The organism is Lachnoclostridium sp. Marseille-P6806, from assembly GCF_964238185.1.
Lineage (GTDB): Bacteria > Bacillota > Clostridia > Lachnospirales > Lachnospiraceae > Brotaphodocola.
Genome location: NZ_CAXSLG010000008.1, coordinates 154,561 through 177,267, shown reverse-complemented (window position 1 = coordinate 177,267; position 22,707 = coordinate 154,561). Strand labels below are relative to the sequence as shown.

24 protein-coding genes and 5 tRNA genes are annotated in these 22,707 nt (G+C 45.8%); 4 read left to right on the top strand and 25 right to left on the bottom strand.

From position 1 onward, the window contains the following. Positions 1-123 precede the first annotated feature (123 nt). From ACESON_RS12005 to groES, 3 genes are all read right to left on the bottom strand, one after another. Positions 124-618 carry a DUF6106 family protein gene (locus ACESON_RS12005; RefSeq protein WP_177959730.1) on the bottom strand — a complete coding sequence of 165 codons (495 nt, stop codon included), beginning with the start codon at positions 616-618 and terminating at the stop codon, positions 124-126. A gap of 184 nt (positions 619-802) precedes the next feature. Then, the gene (gene groL, locus ACESON_RS12000; protein WP_373110093.1) at positions 803-2,422 is read right to left on the bottom strand and encodes a chaperonin GroEL; all 1,620 of its coding nucleotides are present in this window, start codon (positions 2,420-2,422) and stop codon (positions 803-805) included. A gap of 34 nt (positions 2,423-2,456) precedes the next feature. Then, on the bottom strand, positions 2,457-2,741 hold the full coding sequence (gene groES, locus ACESON_RS11995; RefSeq protein ID WP_177959732.1) for a co-chaperone GroES: 285 nt from the start codon (positions 2,739-2,741) through the stop codon (positions 2,457-2,459). 238 nt (positions 2,742-2,979) lie between these two features. Between groES and ACESON_RS11990 the strand changes: the two genes are divergently transcribed. Beyond that, entirely contained in the window at positions 2,980-3,564 is a 585-nt protein-coding gene (locus ACESON_RS11990; protein WP_177959733.1) for a hypothetical protein, read from the top strand. Positions 3,565-3,712: 148 nt separating this feature from the next. Here the strand turns inward: ACESON_RS11990 and ACESON_RS11985 are convergent, their stop codons facing one another. Together ACESON_RS11985 and ACESON_RS11980 are read right to left on the bottom strand one after the other, a co-directional pair. After that, complete coding sequence (locus ACESON_RS11985) at positions 3,713-5,107, bottom strand: PLP-dependent aminotransferase family protein (RefSeq protein WP_373110091.1); 1,395 nt, start codon at positions 5,105-5,107, stop codon at positions 3,713-3,715. Between the two features lie 14 nt (positions 5,108-5,121). Next, a complete protein-coding gene (locus ACESON_RS11980) occupies positions 5,122-6,798 on the bottom strand; it encodes a glutamine--tRNA ligase/YqeY domain fusion protein (protein ID WP_177959735.1) in 1,677 nt (558 codons plus the stop codon). A gap of 159 nt (positions 6,799-6,957) precedes the next feature. On the opposite strand from ACESON_RS11980, the gene ACESON_RS11975 reads away from it, so the two are divergent. Both ACESON_RS11975 and ACESON_RS11970 read left to right on the top strand, forming a co-directional pair. Beyond that, positions 6,958-7,030: transfer RNA gene (locus tag ACESON_RS11975), tRNA-Thr, on the top strand. A gap of 149 nt (positions 7,031-7,179) precedes the next feature. Beyond that, positions 7,180-8,193, top strand: a complete 1,014-nt coding sequence (locus ACESON_RS11970) for a DUF4397 domain-containing protein (protein ID WP_177958568.1) — start codon at positions 7,180-7,182, stop codon at positions 8,191-8,193. Between the two features lie 106 nt (positions 8,194-8,299). On the opposite strand, the gene ACESON_RS11965 is transcribed toward ACESON_RS11970, so the two are convergent. From ACESON_RS11965 to ACESON_RS11890, 16 genes are all read right to left on the bottom strand, one after another. Next, a complete protein-coding gene (locus tag ACESON_RS11965; RefSeq protein WP_373110087.1) occupies positions 8,300-9,361 on the bottom strand; it encodes a type IV pilus twitching motility protein PilT in 1,062 nt (353 codons plus the stop codon). A 78-nt stretch (positions 9,362-9,439) separates the two neighbouring features. Beyond that, positions 9,440-9,886 (bottom strand): hypothetical protein, encoded by a 447-nt coding sequence (locus tag ACESON_RS11960; RefSeq protein WP_373110085.1) that lies wholly within the window; start codon positions 9,884-9,886, stop codon positions 9,440-9,442. Positions 9,887-9,899: 13 nt separating this feature from the next. Continuing rightward, positions 9,900-10,367 (bottom strand): hypothetical protein, encoded by a 468-nt coding sequence (locus ACESON_RS11955; RefSeq protein ID WP_373110082.1) that lies wholly within the window; start codon positions 10,365-10,367, stop codon positions 9,900-9,902. Further along, positions 10,360-10,851, bottom strand: a complete 492-nt coding sequence (locus tag ACESON_RS11950) for a DUF4860 domain-containing protein (protein WP_177958572.1) — start codon at positions 10,849-10,851, stop codon at positions 10,360-10,362. Before ACESON_RS11950 ends, ACESON_RS11955 begins: the two co-directional genes overlap by 8 nt. 3 nt (positions 10,852-10,854) lie before the next feature. Further along, entirely contained in the window at positions 10,855-11,193 is a 339-nt protein-coding gene (locus ACESON_RS11945) for a hypothetical protein (protein WP_373110081.1), read from the bottom strand. A gap of 8 nt (positions 11,194-11,201) precedes the next feature. Further along, a complete protein-coding gene (locus tag ACESON_RS11940; protein ID WP_177958573.1) occupies positions 11,202-12,263 on the bottom strand; it encodes a type II secretion system F family protein in 1,062 nt (353 codons plus the stop codon). A 12-nt stretch (positions 12,264-12,275) separates the two neighbouring features. Continuing rightward, positions 12,276-13,172: a transglutaminase domain-containing protein gene (locus ACESON_RS11935; protein WP_177958574.1), complete on the bottom strand. Its 897-nt coding sequence runs from the start codon at positions 13,170-13,172 to the stop codon at positions 12,276-12,278. Positions 13,173-13,238: 66 nt separating this feature from the next. Next, entirely contained in the window at positions 13,239-13,982 is a 744-nt protein-coding gene (gene rlmB, locus ACESON_RS11930) for a 23S rRNA (guanosine(2251)-2'-O)-methyltransferase RlmB (RefSeq protein WP_177958575.1), read from the bottom strand. Beyond that, the gene (locus tag ACESON_RS11925) at positions 13,979-14,419 is read right to left on the bottom strand and encodes a ribonuclease III domain-containing protein (RefSeq protein ID WP_177958576.1); all 441 of its coding nucleotides are present in this window, start codon (positions 14,417-14,419) and stop codon (positions 13,979-13,981) included. The genes rlmB and ACESON_RS11925 overlap by 4 nt, the downstream gene beginning before the upstream one ends. Then, a complete protein-coding gene (gene cysS, locus ACESON_RS11920; RefSeq protein WP_373110078.1) occupies positions 14,404-15,813 on the bottom strand; it encodes a cysteine--tRNA ligase in 1,410 nt (469 codons plus the stop codon). Before cysS ends, ACESON_RS11925 begins: the two co-directional genes overlap by 16 nt. 165 nt (positions 15,814-15,978) lie before the next feature. Beyond that, positions 15,979-16,515: a 2-C-methyl-D-erythritol 2,4-cyclodiphosphate synthase gene (gene ispF, locus ACESON_RS11915; protein ID WP_177958578.1), complete on the bottom strand. Its 537-nt coding sequence runs from the start codon at positions 16,513-16,515 to the stop codon at positions 15,979-15,981. A gap of 30 nt (positions 16,516-16,545) precedes the next feature. Beyond that, complete coding sequence (locus tag ACESON_RS11910; RefSeq protein WP_177958579.1) at positions 16,546-17,472, bottom strand: diacylglycerol kinase family protein; 927 nt, start codon at positions 17,470-17,472, stop codon at positions 16,546-16,548. A 141-nt stretch (positions 17,473-17,613) separates the two neighbouring features. After that, a complete protein-coding gene (locus ACESON_RS11905) occupies positions 17,614-18,270 on the bottom strand; it encodes a phosphatase PAP2 family protein (RefSeq protein ID WP_177958580.1) in 657 nt (218 codons plus the stop codon). Positions 18,271-18,585: 315 nt separating this feature from the next. Then, positions 18,586-18,659: transfer RNA gene (locus tag ACESON_RS11900), tRNA-Met, on the bottom strand. Positions 18,660-18,675: 16 nt separating this feature from the next. Then, a tRNA-Val gene (locus ACESON_RS11895) sits at positions 18,676-18,748 on the bottom strand. Between the two features lie 471 nt (positions 18,749-19,219). After that, the gene (locus ACESON_RS11890; protein ID WP_373110075.1) at positions 19,220-20,035 is read right to left on the bottom strand and encodes a hypothetical protein; all 816 of its coding nucleotides are present in this window, start codon (positions 20,033-20,035) and stop codon (positions 19,220-19,222) included. A gap of 106 nt (positions 20,036-20,141) precedes the next feature. Here ACESON_RS11890 and ACESON_RS11885 point away from each other — a divergent pair, with 106 nt between their 5' ends. Then, on the top strand, positions 20,142-20,306 hold the full coding sequence (locus ACESON_RS11885; RefSeq protein ID WP_373110073.1) for a toxin-antitoxin system protein: 165 nt from the start codon (positions 20,142-20,144) through the stop codon (positions 20,304-20,306). 225 nt (positions 20,307-20,531) lie between these two features. Here ACESON_RS11885 and ACESON_RS11880 read toward each other — a convergent pair. From ACESON_RS11880 to ACESON_RS11865, 4 genes are all read right to left on the bottom strand, one after another. Beyond that, positions 20,532-20,605, bottom strand: a tRNA-Met gene (locus tag ACESON_RS11880). A 16-nt stretch (positions 20,606-20,621) separates the two neighbouring features. Further along, positions 20,622-20,694, bottom strand: a tRNA-Val gene (locus ACESON_RS11875). 127 nt (positions 20,695-20,821) lie between these two features. Then, positions 20,822-21,841 carry a glycosyltransferase family 2 protein gene (locus tag ACESON_RS11870; protein ID WP_373110071.1) on the bottom strand — a complete coding sequence of 340 codons (1,020 nt, stop codon included), beginning with the start codon at positions 21,839-21,841 and terminating at the stop codon, positions 20,822-20,824. After that, complete coding sequence (locus ACESON_RS11865) at positions 21,838-22,620, bottom strand: lysostaphin resistance A-like protein (protein WP_373110069.1); 783 nt, start codon at positions 22,618-22,620, stop codon at positions 21,838-21,840. The genes ACESON_RS11870 and ACESON_RS11865 overlap by 4 nt, the downstream gene beginning before the upstream one ends. Positions 22,621-22,707: the final 87 nt, after the last annotated feature.

Sequence of the window (22,707 nt, the reverse complement as noted above, 5' to 3'; positions counted from 1 at the left end):
CGAAATATTTAGTGCTTAGTTTAACAAATTTCTGTCCGCTTGTCAAATACTATTTCCGCTGATTTTCCATCTCACTTTTCCTGTTTTATTGAAAACTTTTCCCAAAAATTCTTTTTTGAGACCTTACTGTACAACTTTTCTCGGTGCCGTCTGGCGGAAGCAGTGAAGCATTTTATCGTTGGGCTCAAAAATAAGGCGAATGCTTTCGCTTCCCTTCTGAATCACTGCAGTATAAGTTTTCACACCAGGCATCCGGGAAGAGCAGTCCAAAGTCTTTCCAGTTACCTTATAATCAGACAATACATGAGAATCCGAGGGAGCAATCATCTGGATTTCCTCCATGCTGCATTCATATGCTTTTTTTCTCTTGGCTTTTCCCAGAATCTTGTCTACATTCAGCTGTTTATCTACATACAGATACTCAAATTCCACATGGAAATTCCTGTAAGACAGATAAGTCAGAAAACCAAACACAAACATCAGGATCACAGACAGGACTCCAGCCGTCATAGCCATAAACACAAAAAAGGCTGTGATCACGCCCAAAAGGCCAGTGACCAGCCAAGCGTAAGCAGGCGTTTTCCGCCGGACAAGATACTCTGCATAAGATTCGTTCATAGGTTCTTTCTCCTTTTCTTCTTTCCGTATGTGCTATGCCGTTCTGACAAGGTCTGCTCATCCTCATTAAAAGAAGGAGAACAGACACAGGGGCAGATACACAAAAGGCGCAGGGGAAAACTCATCCAAATGGTTTTACCCTTGCGCCTTTTGCCGTCAGACCATGAAAATCAAGGATATCTGATTACATCATTCCGCCCATTCCGCCTGCCGGCATAGCCGGAGTTTCTTCTTTAATATTAGCTACAACAGACTCGGTTGTCAAGAGGGTGGATGCAACGCTGGTTGCATTCTGAAGCGCGCTTCTGGTTACCTTGGCCGGATCCAGAATACCTGCCTTAATCATATCCACATACTCTTCTTTATATGCATCGAAGCCTGTTCCTACCGGAGACTCTTTTACTTTATTGATAATAACAGAGCCTTCCAGACCAGCATTCGCTGCAATATGGAATAACGGAGCCTCCAGAGCCTTCAGAATAATCTTTCCACCGGTTCTTTCATCACCTTCCAGCTCATCCACAGATGCCTTAATCTGCTCAATTGCATGAACATAAGCAGAACCGCCGCCTGCGATGATACCCTCTTCCACAGCTGCTCTTGCAGCAGAAAGAGCGTCCTCCATACGAAGCTTTGCTTCCTTCATTTCTGTCTCGGTAGCAGCACCTACACGGATTACTGCAACGCCGCCAGCCAGCTTAGCCAGTCTCTCCTGCAGTTTTTCTTTATCAAAATCAGAGGTAGTCTCTTCAATCTGGGCACGAATCTGTGCAACCCGGGCAGCAATCTCATCCTTGTCGCCGCAGCCGTCTACAATAATGGTATTCTCCTTCTGAACCTTGACAGATTTTGCACGTCCCAGCTGAGCCATAGTGGTTTCCTTCAGATCCAGACCCAGTTCCTCAGAAATCACAGTACCTCCGGTCAGAATAGCCAAATCCTTCAACATTTCTTTTCTTCTGTCGCCATAACCCGGAGCCTTTACGCCTACAACAGTAAAGGTGCCTCTTAATTTGTTAACAATCAGAGTGGTCAGAGCTTCACCCTCGATATCCTCAGCCACAATCAGCAGCTTAGCGCCAGACTGAACAATCTGCTCCAGAACCGGCAGAATCTCCTGAATATTGGAAATCTTCTTATCGGTAATTAAAATATAGGGATCGTCCAGGTTTGCTTCCATCTTATCCATATCTGTACACATGTAAGCAGAAACATAACCGCGGTCGAACTGCATACCTTCTACCAGATCCAGTTCTGTCTTCATGGTCTTGGATTCCTCGATGGTAATAACGCCATCATTGGAAACCTTCGCCATAGCCTCTGCAACCATCTCGCCTACTTCATCATCTGCAGCAGAGATAGCAGCAACTCTTGCGATGCTGTCGCGTCCCTCAATCGGCTGGCTCATCTTTGCAATAGCCTCTACAGCAGCCTCGGTTGCTTTCTTCATACCCTTTCTCAGAACAATCGGGTTAGCTCCTGCTGCCAGGTTCTTCATACCTTCGTTGATCATAGCCTGAGCCAGAACTGTTGCAGTGGTAGTACCGTCACCAGCTACATCGTTGGTCTTGGTTGCAACCTCTTTTACCAGCTGTGCGCCCATATTTTCAAATGGGTCCTCCAACTCAATCTCCTTTGCAATGGTAACGCCGTCATTGGTGATCAGCGGAGCTCCAAAGGATTTATCAAGAACTACGTTTCTTCCTTTCGGTCCCAGGGTTACACGAACAGTATCTGCCAGCTGATTTACACCAGCTTCCAGGGCTTTTCTGGCTTCTACGCCATATTTAATCTGCTTTGCCATAATTGCATTCCTCCAAATCTGTCTTATTTATCTTTTACTCAATCACTGCCAGAATATCATTCTGCTTTACTACTACAAACTTCTCGTCCTCTACTTCTACTTCTGTTCCAGAATACTTAGAGTAAATAACCTTATCGCCAACCTTTACCTGCATGGTCACTTCCTTGCCGTCAACCACACCGCCCGGTCCTACTGCGATAACTTCTGCCTGCTGAGGTTTCTCCTTTGCCTGACCCGGCAGTACAATACCTGACTTGGTAGTCTCTTCTGCAACCAGCTGTTTTAAAACAACACGGTCAAATAACGGTACTAATTTCATGGATGATTCCTCCTTATTCTTCTTCTACTTTTTCATTACAGGATTCCTTAAAATCCCTCTTTCGATTCACAATACCAGTTATACCACGCATTGTTAGCACTGTCAAGTGTCGAGTGCTAATTTTATAAAATTTTTAAATTTTCACTTGTCCCCTTTCTTTTTTTTCTCATTCGTATTACAATATTCATAATAGCAGATTGACAGAACAAACTGTCTGTCAATAGAAAGGAGTACACATATGGCAAAAAAGGGATTGGGAAAATTTGTAATGCTGGCTGCTGCTGCCGGCGCTGCTGCTGCCGGAATTTCTTACTTCAGAAAATATCAGTCTTTCAATAAGGAACTGGATGAGGATTTCCACGATTTTGAAGATGAGGAGGATACACCTGTTCCAGACAGTACCATGACTCGGAATTATGTGTCTCTCCATGCTGATAAGGACGAATTTCTCGTTGCTGCAGGCGATATGCTGAATGCAGCCAAAGATGTTGCCGGCGCTGCAAAAAATGTAATGAAGGATGCCGCTGCTATTGTAGCCGATACCACCAGAGAGGCCATGGGCGCTGCTGCTGACACTGCCTCCCGCTTCTCTTTTGGAAACAGCGATGAAGAAGATATCTTCGAAGATGAGGATACTGTTCCTTCCCCATCCGTTAAAGAAGCCCCCAAAGCAGACGCTGCTCCCTTAAACGAGGAAACACCGGAAGAAGCTGCTGAACCTGATGCCGAAAAAGAAGAGGAAGGCAACCCCCAGGATACAGTAAGCGTTTCTATCGATACCGATGCTGCTCTGGCTGAAGACGGCGAAGAAATCATGGAATAATTAAAAATGCGAAAAACAGTCCGGAGATTCTGTCTTATACAGCAGAACATCCGGACTGTTTTATTATTGAAACAATCACCTAATACATAGAGCAAAAAATATGCTTTAGCACATTCTCACGCCGAAGCGCAGCTGGCAATCCTTTCTTTTATTTCCAACAGGAAACCAGCAGACGGATTCCCTCACGGATTTCTTCCTCTCTGAGGCTGGCATACCCGAGAACCATCGTGGCAGGCCTGTGGTTGTGTTCAGGATGAATAAAATAGCTGCTAAGTCCATATACCCTCACTCCGGCAGCCAATGCCTTTTCCATCAACTCCGACTCGCTCTGGTTCTTTTTCCCAGTCAGAAGCATATGAATCCCCGCATACTCTCCGCCAATCTGAAATTCCTGCGCCAAAGGCGCAAGCTCTTCCAGAAGCACATCATGCTTTGCCTTATAAATCGCCCGCATTCTGTTTAGATGCCTTTCAAAATGTCCCTGAGAAAGAAACTGATATAAAATATTCTGGTCAATCCGGGACACAGTAGACGCATAAAAGCCTGCATTGCGGCGGTAACTCTTCAAAAGCTCCGGCGGAAGCACCAGATAACTGACACGAATAGCCGGTGCGATGCATTTGGAAAAGGTTCCCAAGTAAATCACCTTTCCCTGACGATCCATTCCCTGCAGGGCAGGAATCGGCTTTCCCCGGTAACGAAATTCACTGTCATAATCATCCTCAATCAGATAGCGCGCCCCTCCCGATGCCCATTTTAGCAGTTCCTGACGCCGTCCTACTGTCATAACAACCCCTGTCGGGAACTGGTGGGAAGGCATGACATAAGCTACATCTGCTCCGCTTTTTTCGAGCAAAACAGGATCCATTCCCTTTCCATCCATCTCCACAGGAGTCACCGAATATCCCAGACTGCAGAATACCCGGTATGCCTGTTTATAAGTGGGATTTTCCATGGCAATCTTAAGATCTCCTCCCAGAATCTGGGCAAGCAGCATCAGAAGATACTCGCTTCCTGCTCCCACAATAATCTGCTCTGCGCTGCAGTTTACTCCGCGGGCAGAGTGCAGGTAACTGCGGATTACCTCGCGCAGGCCTGGCTCCCCCTGATGGTTTCCAGAATGAAACATTTCCTTATTGTCATCCACCAGGGTATTGCGGCTCAGCTTTCTCCAGATGTTGTAGGGAAAGCTGTCCAGATCAATCCCGCGGGGAGAAAAATCAATCCGGCAGTCAGGCCCTTTCGGCTCACTGGTTGCCATCTCCGGCTCACCCGGCTGACCGCCCTCCACCAGCTCTTCAATACGGCTGACAAAATAACCCCGGTAAGGTCTGGACACCAGATATCCTTCTGCCAGAAGCTGATCGTAGGCCATCTGTGTCGTACTGCGGCTGACCTTCAGGTTCTCTGCCAGCACCCTGGTAGAAGGCAGCCTCTCCTCTGCCTTCAGGCTTCCGTTTCGGATTTCCCTGCGGATATAAGCATAAATCTGTTCATACAAAGCTGTTTTCGCTTTTAAATCCAGAGGAATCAAAAGTTCCATGGCGCTGCTCCGTTTTATTTCTGAATTTTAAACGAACTCTTCAGTGAAACAATCCGGTTGAATACCGGCTGTCCTGGCTGGCTGTCATGGCTGTCTGCACAGAAATAGCCATTTCTTACAAACTGGAAGCTGTCATAGGCCTTTGCCTCAGCCAGGGCCGGCTCTACGTAGCAGTTTTTCAGAATTGTCAGGGAATTGGGATTCAGATTCAGGCTTCCGTCTTCATTTAATTTGCCTTTTTCCTCATCCACAATATTCTCATACAGTCGGCACTCTACCTGCTTTGCTGTCTCTACAGCAACCCAGTGAATGGTTCCCTTTACCTTTCTGTCGCTGGAACCTCCTCTTGTTTCCGGATCATAGGTCGCATGAACCACGGTTATATTACCGTTTTCATCCTTTTCACATCCAGTACAGGTAACGTAATAAGCCCCCATCAGGCGAACCTCATTGCCTGGGAACATACGGAAGTACTTTCTGGGCGGAACCTCCATAAAGTCCTCACGCTCAATATACACCTCACGGCTGAAGGGAACCATACGGGATCCCAGTTCCGGATTTTCCAGATTGTTGGGAATCTCCAGCATTTCTGTCTCACCCTCCGGGTAATTGTCAATTACCAGCTTCACCGGATCCAGAATCGCCATCATACGAGCACGTTTTAACTTCAAATCCTCACGGATACAATACTCCAGCATTGCATAGTCCACAGAGCTGTTAGCCTTAGATACGCCTACCATCTCTACAAACATCTTAATTGCCTCCGGAGTATATCCTCTTCTGCGCAGAGCCGCAATAGATACCAGACGGGGATCATCCCAGCCGTCCACAATACCGTCCTCTACCAGCTTTTTAATGTAGCGCTTGCCTGTCACCACATTAGTCAGATACAGCTTGGCAAACTCAATCTGCCGCGGCGGATTCTCAAACTCGCACTCCCGCACAACCCAGTCATACAGCGGACGGTGATCCTCAAATTCCAGAGTACAGATCGAATGGGTAATATGCTCAATAGCATCCTCAATGGGATGTGCAAAGTCATACATAGGATAAATGCACCACTTGTCGCCCGTATTGTGATGACTCATTCTTGCGACACGGTAAATAACCGGATCTCTCATATTGATATTGGGAGATGCCATATCAATCTTGGCGCGGAGAACCTTCTCGCCATCCTGATATTTTCCTTCCTTCATTTCCTCAAACAGGCGCAGATTCTCTTCCACACTGCGGTTGCGGTAGGGACTTTCCTTTCCCGGAGTAGTAAAATCTCCCCGATACTCTCTGATCTGCTCTGCTGACAAATCGCAAACAAAGGCTTTTCCCTTTTTAATCAGGAAAACTGCACACTCATACATTTTATCAAAATAATTAGATGCAAAAAACAGGCGATCTTCAAAATCCGCTCCCAGCCACTTTACATCTTCCATAATAGACTCTACAAACTCCGTCTTTTCCTTAGTGGGGTTGGTATCGTCAAAGCGCAGATTAAACTTGCCGCCATATTTTTTAGCCAATCCAGAGTTTAAAAGAATTGACTTTGCATGTCCAATATGAAGATATCCATTGGGCTCCGGCGGGAAACGGGTTTGTACATGATCATAAACACCCTCTGCCAGATCCTTATCAATCTCCTGCTCGATAAAATTTTTAGAGACAACCGTCTCCAAAACCTCTTTTTCCTTTTCCATTGCAAGGTTCCTCCGTCTGAAATAATCTCCGCCGTCCGGCGAAAGCTCTGATAATACTGTATCATAACATAAAACCGCCGTTTAGAAAAGAGGTTGACAAAGCAAAAAAGCCATGATACTATAAATAAAGTTCATCGGACAATTTCAGTCTGTGAATGTGCTGCTGTGGCTCAGTCGGTAGAGCGTCGCATTGGTAGTGCGGAGGTCACGGGTCCGATTCCCGTCAGCAGCTCGATTAAAAGTGCGCCGGAGCCTTGGTTTTACAGGGTTTCGGCGTTTTCTTTTCCAACATACGATCTAAAAACTGTCCTTTTTTCTCATATTCCGGAACCAGCCCCCATTCCTGTACATAAAGTAAATTAAAAAACAGTGAGGTTTTTTATGGCTGAAAACGATACACATTACAATGACACCCCAGGAGAAAACACTCAAACAGGGAAGGATGCCGTCCCTGCTGGAAATGACTACGGACTGACCACTCCTCTCCCTGATTTTGAAGAAGGCGGTCCCGTATATCCCGACAATATTCCAAATCAAAACGACAGCGGGCGCCCGGTTATCCCTCTCCCAGACTTTGAAGAAGGCGGTCCCGTATACCCGGACAGCAATATGGGACCAGGGCCTGTCATTCCTCTCCCCTTCCCAGGAGAAGGGGGCCCCGTATACCCCGGAGGTTCATCTGGAGGACATCAGCATGGCTGGCTTCCTGGCCGCCCCTCTATCCCCAGCCTGCCTCCCCGTTTTCTCGGGCAGGTACGTTTTTTAAATGCCTCCTCCAATTCCTTCCCGGTAAATATTTCCATTGACGGAACACCCTATGCCGTGAATTCCCGATTTGGAACCATCTCCACCTATGACTGGATTTCCGACGGCTTCCATACTGTCACTGTACGGCGTACCAACGGCCTTCGTTCCGTACTGCTGCAGCAGAATTTTCCCTTTATTGCAGGACAGAAAATCACAATGATTCTCACAGATTCTGCCTTCGGCGGTCTGGAAATGATCCGGGTATCTGACATGGGATGTACCAATCTTCCTTCTGGTTCCGGCTGTTACCGCTTTGCCAACATGACCTGCAGCGGTTCCCGTTTCGATCTTCTGCTGTATGGAGGAGAAACCGTCTTCCGCAACGTAGGATTTCAGTCTGTTACTCCTTATAAACAGGCAATGGCAGGCTCCTATCAGTTTTATATTACCAGTTCCAGCTCCTATACCTTCCTGAAGGAAATCCCTGTTCTTGTTCTTGGAGCCATCGGAATCGGATCCAACCTTCCTCAGCCGCTGGTTTCTTTCCAGACTGATATTGCTTCCGGAAGAAATTATACCTCTTATCTGATTGGCAATACCTGGAGTGATCTGGGTCTTCGGGTTATGACTGTAGAGGATAACGTTTAAAAAAAAGAAGCTCGCAAGCGAGCTTCTCCGCCTGCGGCGGGTCGCTTCTGCGACAAAATTCTCTTCCGCCGCATGGCGTTCCTAGCGGAGCGTTTTCATCTGTCCGCTAAATCCTGTTCAGCTTCTTTCCCATCAATTCACTGTTGCTGCTGTAAATAACAGCATTTTCCCGGCTGATCCTCCCGTTCTTGTAAAGCTGTATCAGACTGGCATCCATGGTAATCATCCCCTCTTCCTGAGCCGTAGAAATTACACTGTCAATCTGATGAATCTTTGCTTCCCGAATCATATTTCTAATTGCATTATTTAAAAACATTATTTCAAAAGCAGGAATTTCTTTTCCGTCTGTTGTCGGAATCAGCTGCTGAGAAATCACCGCCTGCATTACCATGGAGATCTGAATCCGGATCTGCTGCTGCTGATCTGGCGGAAAACTGTCAATAATTCTATCGATCGTGTTGGCCGCTCCCACTGTATGAAGAGTAGAAATTACCAGATGTCCTGTCTCCGCTGCCGTCATCGCAGTCTTAATCGTTTCAAAATCCCGCATTTCTCCAAGAAGAATTACATCTGGAGCCTGACGAAGAGAGGCCCGCAGCCCACTGACATAGCTCTCCGTATCCGTGCCGATTTCTCTCTGGGTCACTACGCTTTTTTTATGGCGGTGCAGATATTCAATGGGATCCTCCAGAGTGATCACATGGGCATTTCGCGTTTTATTAATTTCATCAATGACACAGGCCAGGGTTGTGCTTTTTCCGCTTCCGGCCGGCCCTGTCACCAATACCAGCCCCTTTGTCATTTTTGCTATATTTATAATTGTCTGGGGCAGATGAAGCTCCTTTGGATCCGGCAGTTCAAAATTCACTACCCGAATAACCGCAGCCAGCGAATTGCGCTGTCGAAATACATTGGCCCGGAAACGGGCTACTCCCGGTACTGCGAAGGAAAAATCATCATCTCCGCAGGACGTTACCCGCTCCATGCTGCGTTCCCCTGCCGTGTGATACAGCTCAGTAATCAGCCGGTTCATTTCCTCCTGAAAAATTTTTTCTTCTCCTTTATGTACAATGGTTCCGCCCAGCTTAAAGCCGTAAGCCATGCCGGGTATTAAAAAAATATCAGATGCATGCTCCGCCACTGCCTGCTTTAAAATTTCTTCAATCATCCGCTTTCCCCTTCTCCTAAATTGTTCTTCCTGTCCTATTCCTCATCTGAACCACCGCACTCTGAGCAGCCTTCCTTATCAGGGCATTTCCCCTGTCCAGACAGGCATGGACCTGTCAATTTCATACTCTTCCCGGTTATATACATACCAGCTCTGAATCCTGTATTCCTCATCCGCCTCTGGCCGAAGCTCAATATGCAAAGCCTGTCCGAATTCCATTCCGATATCCGTCTGCACCAGACCGTCAAGATAATAGCTTCCCAGCTTCTCCTTGAAATAATCCTCCCGCCGAGCCCCGGCCAGCTTCTGCTCTTTCGCTTCCCGGAAAACCTGATGGACCATCTGGACAAAGGTCTCTCCTGCAGCGTCTGCCTCATAATAGGCCTGAACCGCCTTTGCATTTTTCTCTGCCAGACTCAAATCTCCTTTTGCACTGCTCAAAGACAAAAGACCAAATGTGGACAGACAGAGAATTACAAAAATTAAAATCAGGGAGGTCGTCCCGATATTTGCCTGTTTTCTCATTCCATCCCTCTCCTTACTCTGCCTGTTCCGGCACATATCTGGCTGTGGTCATAGTAAACAGCTGCTTCTGATCCCTCTGTCGAATAACCGTAATCTCTGCCGTCTCCAGACCGTTCTTTTCCTTCTGAGACAGAATTCCCATAAAAAATACATCTGATTCAGCTGCAGCCTGCTCCCCCTTCTGATCCAGGTACACCGTACAGACAGAGCTTTGGGAATCCTCATCCTTTTCTGTTTCTTCCGACTTTGAAGAAATAGCTCCTGTCTTTTCCTCCAGAAGCTCTTTTCCCCCGACTTTCCATGTTTCCGCCATGCTTTCTGCTATCATCACAGCCTGGTTTGTGTCCTGAGCCAAGTGACTCATACGATCTGCTTTCACAAAAGCCATGACACAGATGCCAGAGCAGAGCAGGAAAAAGAAGACTGCCATAATCATCTCCAGCATAAACATTCCTGAGCCGGAACTATTCTTTTTATTCATAAGCGAAACCTCCGCTTCTGACAGAGAGAACCATCCGTCCGCCTCCTTCTCCCAGAGTTTCCGCCTCTATCAGGGATCCTTCTTTCGAGAGGCGAAGTCCGCTGCACTCCATAATTTCCAGTCCATCATCCAGCCCCAGCTCTGTTCCTTCTCTGGTAAACAGTTCACGGATACTGCCGTCCCGATAGTAAATCCAGGTATAATAATCCACCTGGCCTGCGCTCTGAATCAATTCCAGAACCGGAGTTCCGTCTACATCAATCACATCGACTGCTCCTTCTCGGTCTCCCTGACGCACCTTATTGGCAATATAGTGCAGAGCTACGCTTCCCGTATCCTTATTCTCTGACCGGCTGCTGATATTTTCATAAACTCTGCTTCCAAAAAGAACGGTAAACAAAGCGCAAAGCAAAAACACAAGAAACAGCAGCATAGTAAACAGCAGATTCACACTTGCTCCTGCAGTTTTCTTTTTCTGGTTCATCTGCTACTCCCCCTGTTCTTCCAGCTCAGACACCGGAAACACTGTAATATCCGGCATTATATTAGACGCAAAGCCTTCATAAAACACATGATAACGCTCACGGTCAATAGCTATCCCATAATTTTCCTCCAGATATTCTACACTTGGCGGATATCTCCCCTCTATGGCATAGCACTGAACCGAGGCTCTGCGCACTGCCTGAACCAGATTCCGGGCCCCCTCTTCCTCTGTTCTGCGGGATAACTGTGATACTCCTGCTGTCATAAGGGCTGCCGCTGCCAGTACCACGGCCACAGAGCCTGTCAGGCTGAACCACATTTTAAAATCACATTTTTTTCTCATGGCATCTCCTAACCGATGGCTGACAAAACTCCCGCCAGCGGAAGCATAACAGACAACAGTACCAGTCCTACTGCCACTGCCAGTACCGCTACCATCGTCGGTTCAAATCTGGCAACCATGGTATCAATCGCTGTCTCCGCCTCTTTTTCATAATCATCGGACAGCTTCTCCATCACCTGATCCAGACTTCCGCTTCTTGCACCTACCCGTATCATCTGAATATGAAATCCGCTGAAAAGACCTGTTTTCTTCATTGCCTCATAATATCCTGCTCCGCATTCCAAATCCTCCGCGCATTCCTTCAGTTTTTCTTCCACCAGACTGTTCTCAACCAGTTCTCCCGCCAACTCCATTCCTTTTTCCAGCTCCATACCGCTGCGGAGAGTCAGAGCCAGAACGGATGTAAACCGGCGTCCCGCCACGGCCAAAGCCAGTCTGCTCCTTCGTTTCATACTCTCTGTCAGTTTTTCTGCCAGACGGAATGTTTTTCCAAATCTGGAAGCCGTCCATACTGCCAGAGCAGCCGCCGCTGCTATCCCGGAAAGAATCAGTGCCCCACCGCTGAAAATTCCTCCAAAACGAATGGCTGTCTGGGATAAAGGTGACATCTGTGCCCCCAGCTGCTCATACACTCCTTCAAATACCGGCATTACCTTGGTAAACAGCACAAACAGGACTGTAAGCAGCATAAAAACCATTATCACAGGATAGGTAAGTGCATTCTGAATACTCCGCATAAGCTGAAATTCCTTTTCATAATACACAGACAAATCCTTCATCATCTGATCCAGGGTCCCTGTCTGATGTCCCAGCTTTGCCATTTTCACTACATAGGAAGGAAACTCTCCTGTCCGTTCCAAAGCCGAAAACAGGGGTTCTCCCAGCTCCACATCCTCAGCAAGCCCCTGAAGCAGCTTCTTTTCCTCCTGGGTACGGGCATCCTCTGCCATAACAGAAAGCCCCTCATCCAGAGGAACTGCTGATGATAAAAGCAGAGAAACCTGCAGGCAAAATGCCGACAGGTTCCCTGCTGAATAAATTCCGCTCTTTTTCTTTTTCTTCTCTTCCATCCCCAGTCACCTCTAATAGGAATATTTACTTCGGTAATTAGCTCCATCTCCGATATATTGCTTCACTGCGTCCGTATTTCCACCAGAAGAGGCAAAAGTGGGATCCATCAGTTTCCAGCTGACTCCGTCAAAATAAATGAAATTGTCCACCCAGCCCATTTCCTTAATATAAACATCCACCCATGCATGATATACGTCCCCTGTATATCCTACAACAAGCTTCGTCGGAATATCCTGAGAACGGAGCATGGCTGTCATAACTGCTGCATAGTCAAAACAAATTCCTGTTTTTGATGCCAGCACCTGATCCACATTGGGAAGATAGCCAGACTGGACAGACTGAGCCTTTGCATAGTCATAATTCATATTCCCAACAACATATTCATAAACGGCCTTTACCTTCCCAATCTCATCAACTGCGCCTGATGTTACCTGCTGTGCCAGAGAAACGGCCGCACTGTTTTCTGTAAAATTTACATACTGATTTGGATACAGAAACGGCGAAAATTCATCCTTCAAAGATACATTGACATTCTGGCTCATAACCTGAGAATACTGATTCCCTGATACCTGTTCAAAAACCTTCACGGAATAGCTGCCGTTTCCCTCAGAAAAAGGAAAAACCTCATAGGCATTTCTTGCATTCAGATCATAAGTATAAATCACTGCTCCATTGGAAATCTGAACCTTGATTTTCGGAACTCCGCCGGTATAGCGGATCATACAGTAGCCTTCCCCTGCATTAGAAGCATCCAGAACAGCAATCCCGTTGCCATAGACTGCCGTTCCTGCTGCCTGGGGTGTCCGAACCTGCGCCCATGCCTGTGACTGCGGTCCCTGACAAAGGCACAGAACTGCGCCTGCTGCTGCGGCCAGAAAAAAAACTCTATGCTTTTTCATACTTATCATACTCCTTTTACTGCCTCACTGCCCGGCTTCCAAAAACTCTATCCTGTTGTACTGCTTACTGCACCTCTATCCCATGATTCTCTGCCGGACAATCTCATAAGCAAGAACACCGGCAGCAACAGAGGCATTCAGGGAATCAATATCTCCCTTCATAGGAATCGATGCCGTCATATCACATTTTTCCCGTACCAGTCTGCTGACTCCACTTCCCTCATTTCCAATAACAAGACCGATAGGCCCTTTCAGATTCATGCGGTACATCATTTCTCCGCCCATGTCTGCGCAGACAAACCACATTCCCTGCTTTTTCAATTCCTCGATGGTGCTTCCCAGGTTTGTCACCTTGGCCACAGGCGTATAATTTAACGCCCCTGCTGAGGTTCTGGCTACAGTAGCTGTCAGTCCGGACGCCCGATGCTTGGGAATAATCACGCCATGCGCCCCTGCCAGATTGGCAGTACGGATAATAGCTCCCAGATTGTGCGGATCCTCAATTCCATCCAGCAGGAAGAGGAAGGGCGGTTCTCCCTTTTCTCTGGCTGCCTCCAGCATATCTTCTACCTGGGCATACTCATAGGCTGCCGCATAGGCAATCACACCCTGATGCTTTCCTGTTTCCGACATCTGATCCAGACGTTCTCTCGGTACAAAAGAAATAATAGCATCGTGCTTTCTTGCCTCTCTGACAATGCTCTGAACCGGCCCGTCCTTGCATCCGTCCTGAACAAACAGCTTGTCAATGGTTTTTCCGGAGCGGAATGCTTCCATTACTGCATTGCGCCCCTCTATGGTCAGTTCTTCGTATCTCATGAAAATTCTCCAATCCTCTCTAATCCGTCATGTACCAGCTTTAAAAGCCGCTCATACTGCCCGGTCAGATACAGGTATCCAACCAAGGCCTCAAATCCTGTAGCCATTCTGTAATCCCGAATAGACGCATTCTTGGCAGATGAAGCGGAATGGGCATTGCGCCCCCGTTTATAGACAGCTGTTTCTTCCTCTGTCAGCTCCTCCTGAAGCGCCTGTATCATCCTGGCCTGCGCCTCCGCCTTCACCAGACTGGCGCTTTTTTTATGCATCTTATTCACCTGCATACTGCCCCGGTTCATCACTCTTGTACGAATGAGAACCTCGTACACTGCGTCTCCCATATAGGCCAGAGCCAGAGGAGAATAGCTGCACACATCTATAGGCTCCAACTGGAGCGCTTCCTTCATCAGAGATGGAATCTTTATGCTCTCTTCCATTTCACACCCTCTCTGGTATCCTCCAGAATAATGCCCATATCCAGAAGCTTCTGACGAATCTCGTCGGCAAGAGCAAAATTTCTTTCCTTTCTGGCCTGCTGTCTGGCAGCAATCATCTCTTCAATCTCCGCTTCCAAAGCATCAGCCTTCCGCTCTGTGATAATTCCCAGAACATCGCAGAGCCTTGCAATGGTGTCTTTCAGATAATCCACATATGCTTTGCTGCTGGTTTCACAGGCTGTGCTGTTGCTTAACTTAACCAGCTCAAATACTGCAGAAACTGCATCTGCTGTATTGAAGTCATCATCCATGGCAGCCTCATACTTAGCAATCAGCTCTTTTGCAGCTGCCACATCTGCCTGTTCTTTCTCTGTCAGCACATCTCCGGAAGCCTTTCCATCCAGATCTCTGAGACGATCCATTGCTGTCAAAATCCGCTCCAAACTGTTTTTCGATGCTTCCATCAAATCTGCACTGAAATTCAGAGGGCTGCGGTAATGGGCGCTCAGCATAAAGAACCGAAGCACCTGGAGATCGTATTTTTCACCAATTTCACGGACTGTAAAGAAATTTCCAAGAGATTTGGACATCTTTTTATTGTCAATATTCAGGAAGCCATTGTGCATCCAGTAGGTGGCAAACGGCTTTTCATTGGCTGCCTCAGACTGTGCAATCTCATTTTCATGATGGGGGAAAATCAGATCCTCACCGCCTGCATGGATATCAATCTGATCTCCCAGATATTTTTTAGACATCACAGAGCATTCAATATGCCAGCCCGGCCGTCCCTGGCACCAGGGAGACTCCCAGTAAGGCTCACCCTCTTTTTTCGGCTTCCAAAGCACGAAATCAGACGGATCCTCTTTATCATCCTCACCAGTTACCTTCAGTTCACGGAATCCTGACTGAAGCTCATCCAGATTCTTATGAGACAGCTTGCCATAATCTGCAAAAGAGGATGTACGGAAATATACAGTACCGTCCTTTGCCACATAAGCATGGCCCTTGTCAATCAGTGTCTGGATCATCTCCAGCATACCGCAGATTTCCTGGGTTGCCTGAGGATGAACCGTGGCCGGCTTAACGTTCATATCAGCCATATCCTTTTTGCACTCTGCAATATACCGGCTGGAAATAGTATCTGCATCCACGCCCTCTTCAATGGCCTTCTTGATAATCTTATCATCCACATCGGTAAAATTGGATACAAAGTTCACCTCATATCCCTTATATTCAAAATACCGCCGTACTGTATCAAACACAATCATGGGACGGGCATTTCCAATGTGGATGAAATTATAAACCGTTGGTCCACACACATACATCTTTACCTGTCCCGGTGTCAGCGGAACAAACTCTTCTTTTCTTCTGGATAAGGTATTAAATATTTTCATAATACTGATTGCTTTCACGAAAAATAGGTACACATCTGGTACATATCCTCGTTTTTCCTTTCCTAAAATTTTTCTCCCTTGCTTTTTATGGCTTTCGCCAATGCTCCAGCGCTGCCATCAGCCTTCTTTCCCCTGATGAAACCAGCCTGCTACCACAATTAATGGCTACGCTTCCTGACAGCAGCCTGAGCAGCCGCCTCCTAAAGTCCGGCTGTCATTGACAAAATCCCGCATATGGGACAGAAGCGCCACAGCCTGGGCAGCAATGCCTTCTCCTGATCCGGTAAATCCAAGCCCCTCTTCAGTAGTTGCCTTTACGCTGACCTGATTCGTCTCCAGGTGAAGCGCATGAGCGATGTTTTCTGCCATCTGCGGGCGGAAGGCCGCCAGCTTCGGTCTCTGAGCAATAATGGTAGAATCAATATTCTCCACTGCATACCCGGATTCCTCCAACAATTCCCCTACCTTTTCCAGCAGCTTCATGCTGGATATTCCCTTATATGCCGGATCTGTATCCGGAAAATGCTGTCCAATATCTCCCAGCGCCGCTGCTCCCAGCAGCGCATCCATAATGGCATGAACCAGAACATCCGCGTCAGAATGGCCTGCCAGCCCCTTTTCATAGGGAATGTCTACGCCTCCCAGAATCAGCTTCCGCCCTTCTGTCAGCTTATGGACATCATATCCCTGTCCGATTCTCATAATGATATTCTCCTTTTTTAATTTCTTTCCTCAGACAATAAACCGCAGCTTTCTGGAAACACACCGCAGGTGAATATCTGTCTGGCAGCAACAGCTCTCTCCGTCTGCATGAACCGGAAGCGGTCTGTTTACATGGATCTGCGCCTCCTTGCACCGGAAAAACCTTACGCCTCTGTGACGGCCGATTTTTCGGAACCAGGCATCTGTCAGAACCGGAAGAAGCCGAAGTCTGGACGTACCATGAACAACACAGATCTCCAGCTCTCCATTTGAGGAATCTGCCCTGGGAGCAAACTGAAATCCGCCCCCTTCATAGGGGTGAATGTGGGATGATATAAAATAAATATGATTAAATTCCACCCGCCTCACTCCGTCCAGCAAAAGATAGCCAGATGCAGGCTTTGTCACAAGCAGCTGCTTTAACCCCATAAGGATATAAAACATCCGTCCAAAGCTTCCAACAATCCGCCTAGTTTTTCTGCCCATAGTCAAAATGTTGTGGCAGACTGCCCCGTCCAGCCCAATTCCGCTGCTGACTGCAAAACGGCGATGGACTGGTTCTTCCAGCTCATAAGACAGAATGCCATAATCCAGCTCTACAAACTGTCTGGGATTCATAATCCGCTTCAGACATCTGTAGGGACTTCTCGGCAGCTTCAGCCCTCTGGATAAATCATTGCCCATTCCCATAGGAATGTAGCCGACTGTAATCCTGCTGCTGAAAGAAAGCCCGTTGATCACCTCATTCACCGTTCCATCCCCGCCTACAATCACAATTGTCCGCGGCTCTCTGCAGTTTCTGGAAAGCTCCTCTGCAAAACGGCAGGCATCTCCTCTGGCTTCTGTCATCAACACCTGATATTCTGTTCCGGACCGCAAAAGCCTGCGTTCCAGTCTTCTCCATATTTTTTCGCCCTGTCCGCAATGTGCGTCCGGATTCACGATAAAATAGTACATGGAAAACCTCCCACTGTATACTATAATAGAGTATAACATAAAATCCGGAAAACAACTAAGAAAATTTATATAAACTCTTTTTTGAAAGAAAAAAGCCGCAGAACCATTTTCTGTCCTACAGCCTTTCCTGTTTTTAAATATTCAGCTTATTACTTTCTGTCCCGCGGTTTTTCTTGCAGCCGCATAATCTGTCTCGTACACCAGAGGATACATCAGATATGCCAGAATCAGCGCGCCTACCACATCCAGTACGGAATGCTGCTTTAAAACCACAGTAGACATACAAATCAGAACCATAGTCACAAAGGACCCCCGCCTCAGCCATACTTTATCCCGCAAAGCTGCACTGTTCATCACAGAACAGTGAACGGCCACAGAATTGTATACATGGATACTGGGAAATACATTGGTAGAGGTATCTGCCACATGAAGCATGGAAACCAGCCAGCTGCAGAAATTCTTCTGGGGATCTACCTCTATCCGAAGATCTGTTCCATTTGGAAAAAAGGTACAGATAATCAGACTGATGGTCATTCCCACAAACAAAAAACCGCACAGTCTGTAATAATCCTGCCTGTTTGTAAAAAAGAAATACGCAATTGCCCCTGCCACATAAACAAACCAGAACAGATAGGGAATAATAAAATATTCGTTAAATGGAATATAATCATCCAAAGCTGTATGCATCACCGCATAATCTCCCGTCACAGTCTGCTCCAGATAAAGAAACCACGGCAGGTACAGAAAGGCGTATGACAGCACCCATACATGCCCATACTTTTTTAACAATGTTTTCACTTGACTCTCCTTTCTGCCTAATCAACTTGTTTTTTCGGATTATAGCACACCCGAGAACAGAGTACAATAAAATTTTTCTATCTAATCTATGTAATTTTTCTTAAAAATAAACATCCACCATATGGCAATTTCTGCAAACGAAATACTTTTTTATATAAGAAAGCTACGTACCTGCGAGCTTCTCCGCCTACGGCGGGTCGTCTCATCAGCCAAATTCTCTTCCAACCCATGGTGATCCTCGCGGAGCGTTTTTATGTCATAGGACAAACTTTCCTATGACACAAAAAATCCCTTGAACAACTCAAGGGATTCAAGTAGCGGAAGGGAGATTCGAACTCTCGACACTACGGGTATGAACCGTATGCTCTAGCCAACTGAGCTATTCCGCCATATTCAGTTAAGGTATGGGGCCTATAGGGCTCGAACCTATGACCCTCTGCTTGTAAGGCAGATGCTCTCCCAGCTGAGCTAAGACCCCATATCCAGTGTCTTAAGTGATGTCTCACTCAAGGCTGCCTAGACAGTATAACCTTTATTGTGCCGATTGTCAAGCAATTTATTTTTTTATTCCGAACTTTTATTTTTTATTCTGAACTTTTTATAAGCCTTTTTCTCTGGTTCTATCATAGAACACTCTTTCCTGTAATACAAAAAAATCCCCCGAATAACTCAAGGGATTATAAATAGCGGAAGGGAGATTCGAACTCTCATAGTCTCTCACAAATACTTAGAAAAGAAAGGATTTGCACGTCCTCACGTATCAAGGTACTCAAAAAGGTACTCAAACCTATTTTTCAATATTTAGTGAATTATGAGAAAAATCTGTCAAGAATTTGTGATTACAAACGAAAGCCTGTTCTTGACAGATTTTTGTATGGCTGAGAATAACCCATAATACCAAACGAGGTTGATAGACTCTTGTGTCCATCAACCTCTTGATAATACATTTTTATTCTGCTCTCTTGTAGGTTCTGATTTCTGTGTATAATTGTCCCGTGGGAATTCCCGTTTCTGTATCTATAACGGAGTATGTATTGTGATAAATAAAAGTATTTTCGTCAATAATTTCATAATATTCATCAGGGTCTCTATTTTCAACTGGAATATCAATTAAATTATCTTGTTTAGACCAATCTTCATAGGTTCGATTGAAGGAATTTACCCATTTATTCCCGTCTTTTGTAAAGATTCCTCCATTGGGTAAATCTTCAGCATCACGCAGCATAAAACTATTTTCAGTTACATCTGTTACACATAATTCCCACTTAGGGTCTGCCAAGAGCTGATATGGATATCGGTCATTCTCCAAAATTTGATTCAGTGAATCACTTGTTCCATCATACACTTGACCACTACATGCCAATGTCTGAGAGTTCTCGTCAAATATATCTGCTTTGTAATATAGATATAGACCTTCGTTAGGCATTATTGATGTATTTGCGTTGCTGTTTTTTTGTCCTAAATCAGATGTCTTTATAATATTATTTTCTATCCATGCACCATTTTCATTTACTTGATAGCCATCTGGAGTTGTTGTATTTACTAACATCCAACCATCCGCATCAAAATAATAGCACTCTGCTATTCCATCACTATTTCCATCAATCCAATTCCAACCATCCTTGGCATATGTTCCATTTCCGTTATCATACCACCAGCGATTTGCATTTTCATTTGCACCTGTTTTCCACGTTCCTGCAAATGCGGTTACGGATAATGAGACAGAACATATTGCTGTTACTAACACTACTTTTGCTAATTTCATACCTGAAACCTCCTATGTTTTATATAATCCTACTTTATCCTACTTTATCTTACTTGTCAATATTTTATATGACAAAATGGTATATTGAAATAAAAGGAGTAAAGTTATGAAACCATTAAAAACAAAAGTCAGTATTACCCTTGATTCAACAATTATCGAACAGATAAGAGATTTGGCGGATAAAGATGATCGTTCTTTTTCTCAATATATTAATTTGATATTAAAAGAATATCTTTTACAAAAAGAACATTTTGAATATGAGGAAAAATAGAGTTGTTTTTTCGTTAGAAAAATCATATAAACTCGTCTTTGACAGTGATGTTTAGAAAAACATCTATGAAAAGAATAGTAACAGTAATGTCAGGCTGATTGTTCTATATCATTGTTTGTTACTAGTCACTTCATAAACTTGGTACTTCCATACAAAAAAGACACGCTTCATCTTGTTGGAAACGTGTCTCTTTTCAGTACCCTTGATTCTTCAAGGAATTATAAGTAGCGGAAGGGAGATTCGAACTCTCGACACTACGGGTATGAACCGTATGCTCTAGCCAACTGAGCTATTCCGCCATATTCAGTTAAGGTATGGGGCCTATAGGGCTCGAACCTATGACCCTCTGCTTGTAAGGCAGATGCTCTCCCAGCTGAGCTAAGACCCCATATCCGGCGTCTTAAGTGATGTCTCACTCAAGACTGCCTAGACAGTATAACCTTTATTGTGTCAATTGTCAACACTTTTTTTAATTTTTTTAATTCAAAGAATAAAATCAAGAAATCATGCTTCTTTTAATTAAATCCAAAGAATTTCTGGCTGATCTTATATCCGGCAATGGATACATTTCGTCCGCTTTTTCCAGGCAGATTCATGCTCTGACCCAGGAATCCCCAGCGCAGGCGAAGAAACAGCGCCAAATCCATTTTTCGAAGATAGTGCCACAGCTCCTTCTTTTTCTCCATATTTTCTTCCATCCCCGATTTAATGGCAAGAATCGAGGATACCGTCATCATAATTTCCAAATATCGAACCATATAATGGCGAAGCTTCCAGCTGAAAATTTTTGATTCATGGTAATAGCCCAGCATCAGCTTTGTTACACGAATCTGCTGATCTATCCGGCCAATCATCACCTTTTCATTGACCGACTGATCCTCTCTGCCGATAAAATAACGGTAAAAATTCACATCCAGATAATAAAATGTCTTCACATAAGGAAGGGGCTGGAATACAAAAATATTATCTACATAAAAGGTATGCATTGGAAGCTCCAGACTGCAGTCCCTCAGCATTCCAGTACGGTAAATAACAGAATGCATCAGAATGTACTGACCCAGCATAAACATCTTTACATCCTTCCAGGTGCACAGCTGACGCTTGGGAAGAGCAGTTCGGTACTGCATAACCCGCTTGTGCTTCACTCCTTGTTTTTCGTAAACAAAATTGGTAATCAGCATATCCAGAGTCTGATTTCCCATAACAAAAAAACGCAGAGTTTCTAAAACCTCTTTGTACGCCTCCTCATTTACCCAGTCATCACTATCTACGACCTTAAAGTAAATTCCGGTAGCCTCTCTCAGACCTGCATTAACAGCAGCTCCGTGGCCGCCGTTTTCCTGATGAATCGCCCGGCAGATTCCCGGATAGCGAGCTTCATACTCATCTGCAATCTGACCTGTGCGATCCTTTTGAGAACCATCATCAACAATCAGGATCTCTACCTCGTCCCCTCCGGGAAGCAGACTTTCAATGCAATGACGCATATATGCTTCTGAATTATAACAAGGAATTGCTATGGATAATAATTTCACGTCTTCCATCCTCTCTTATTTTTAATTCTGTAAAATGACCATACAAGCAGCATCCCTCCTGCTGCCCCCAGACAAAGAAAAAACGCCCGAGGCGCTTGTGCCTCTATTCGTTCCCCTATCTCCGTAGCTGCAAGAGAAACAAGATTTGCTGCAGCATGAAAGCTCCATACTGCCCTCAAACTGTCTGTCCACTCAAATAGAAGTGCCAGACAAAGTCCTGTCAGAAATGCATAAGTTCCCTGAACCGGGTTCCCGTGAAACAGGGCGAACCAGAGCGCCGAAACCGCCGCTGCCCCGGAAACAGGCAGTTCCCTACGCAGATTTCTGTATCCCACAGCCCGGAACAAAAGCTCCTCTGCCAAAGGAATCACAAGGCCTGTACAAAGAAGCTGAACGGTTAGAGAAGGTCTGTAAATCAGGCGAGACACCTCTTTGGCACCAGCTCTCAGCCCTGGAATGCTTAGAATCAGACTGTTAAATAAAAGGCAGCTCCCTGCTCCAGCTGCCGCCGACCAGGCAAACAGCAAGAAATAATCCTTCTTCCTTCTCTTTCCTCTGCTCTGAGTACTGCAGCACTGTTCCTGATATAGTTTTCCCAGAAACACACAGGCTGCAGCAGCTGTCACCCCCATAGCCGGAAGAGCCAGCTGCTCCGGTTCCTTTTCCGGAAACAACAAAGCAAGCTCTGATCGAACCAGGGTTCCCGTTGCCTCATACAGAAGCAGCGGCCAAATCATATGCCAGAACAACAGAAGAACCCTTTTTATTTTATCTGCCATACCGGCACCTCTGTTCCTTTCTCCCGCAACTGCTGCGTTCCAGATTGCAAGCTTTTCTTTGTCATGCTTCCATCTGTCACAGTATTT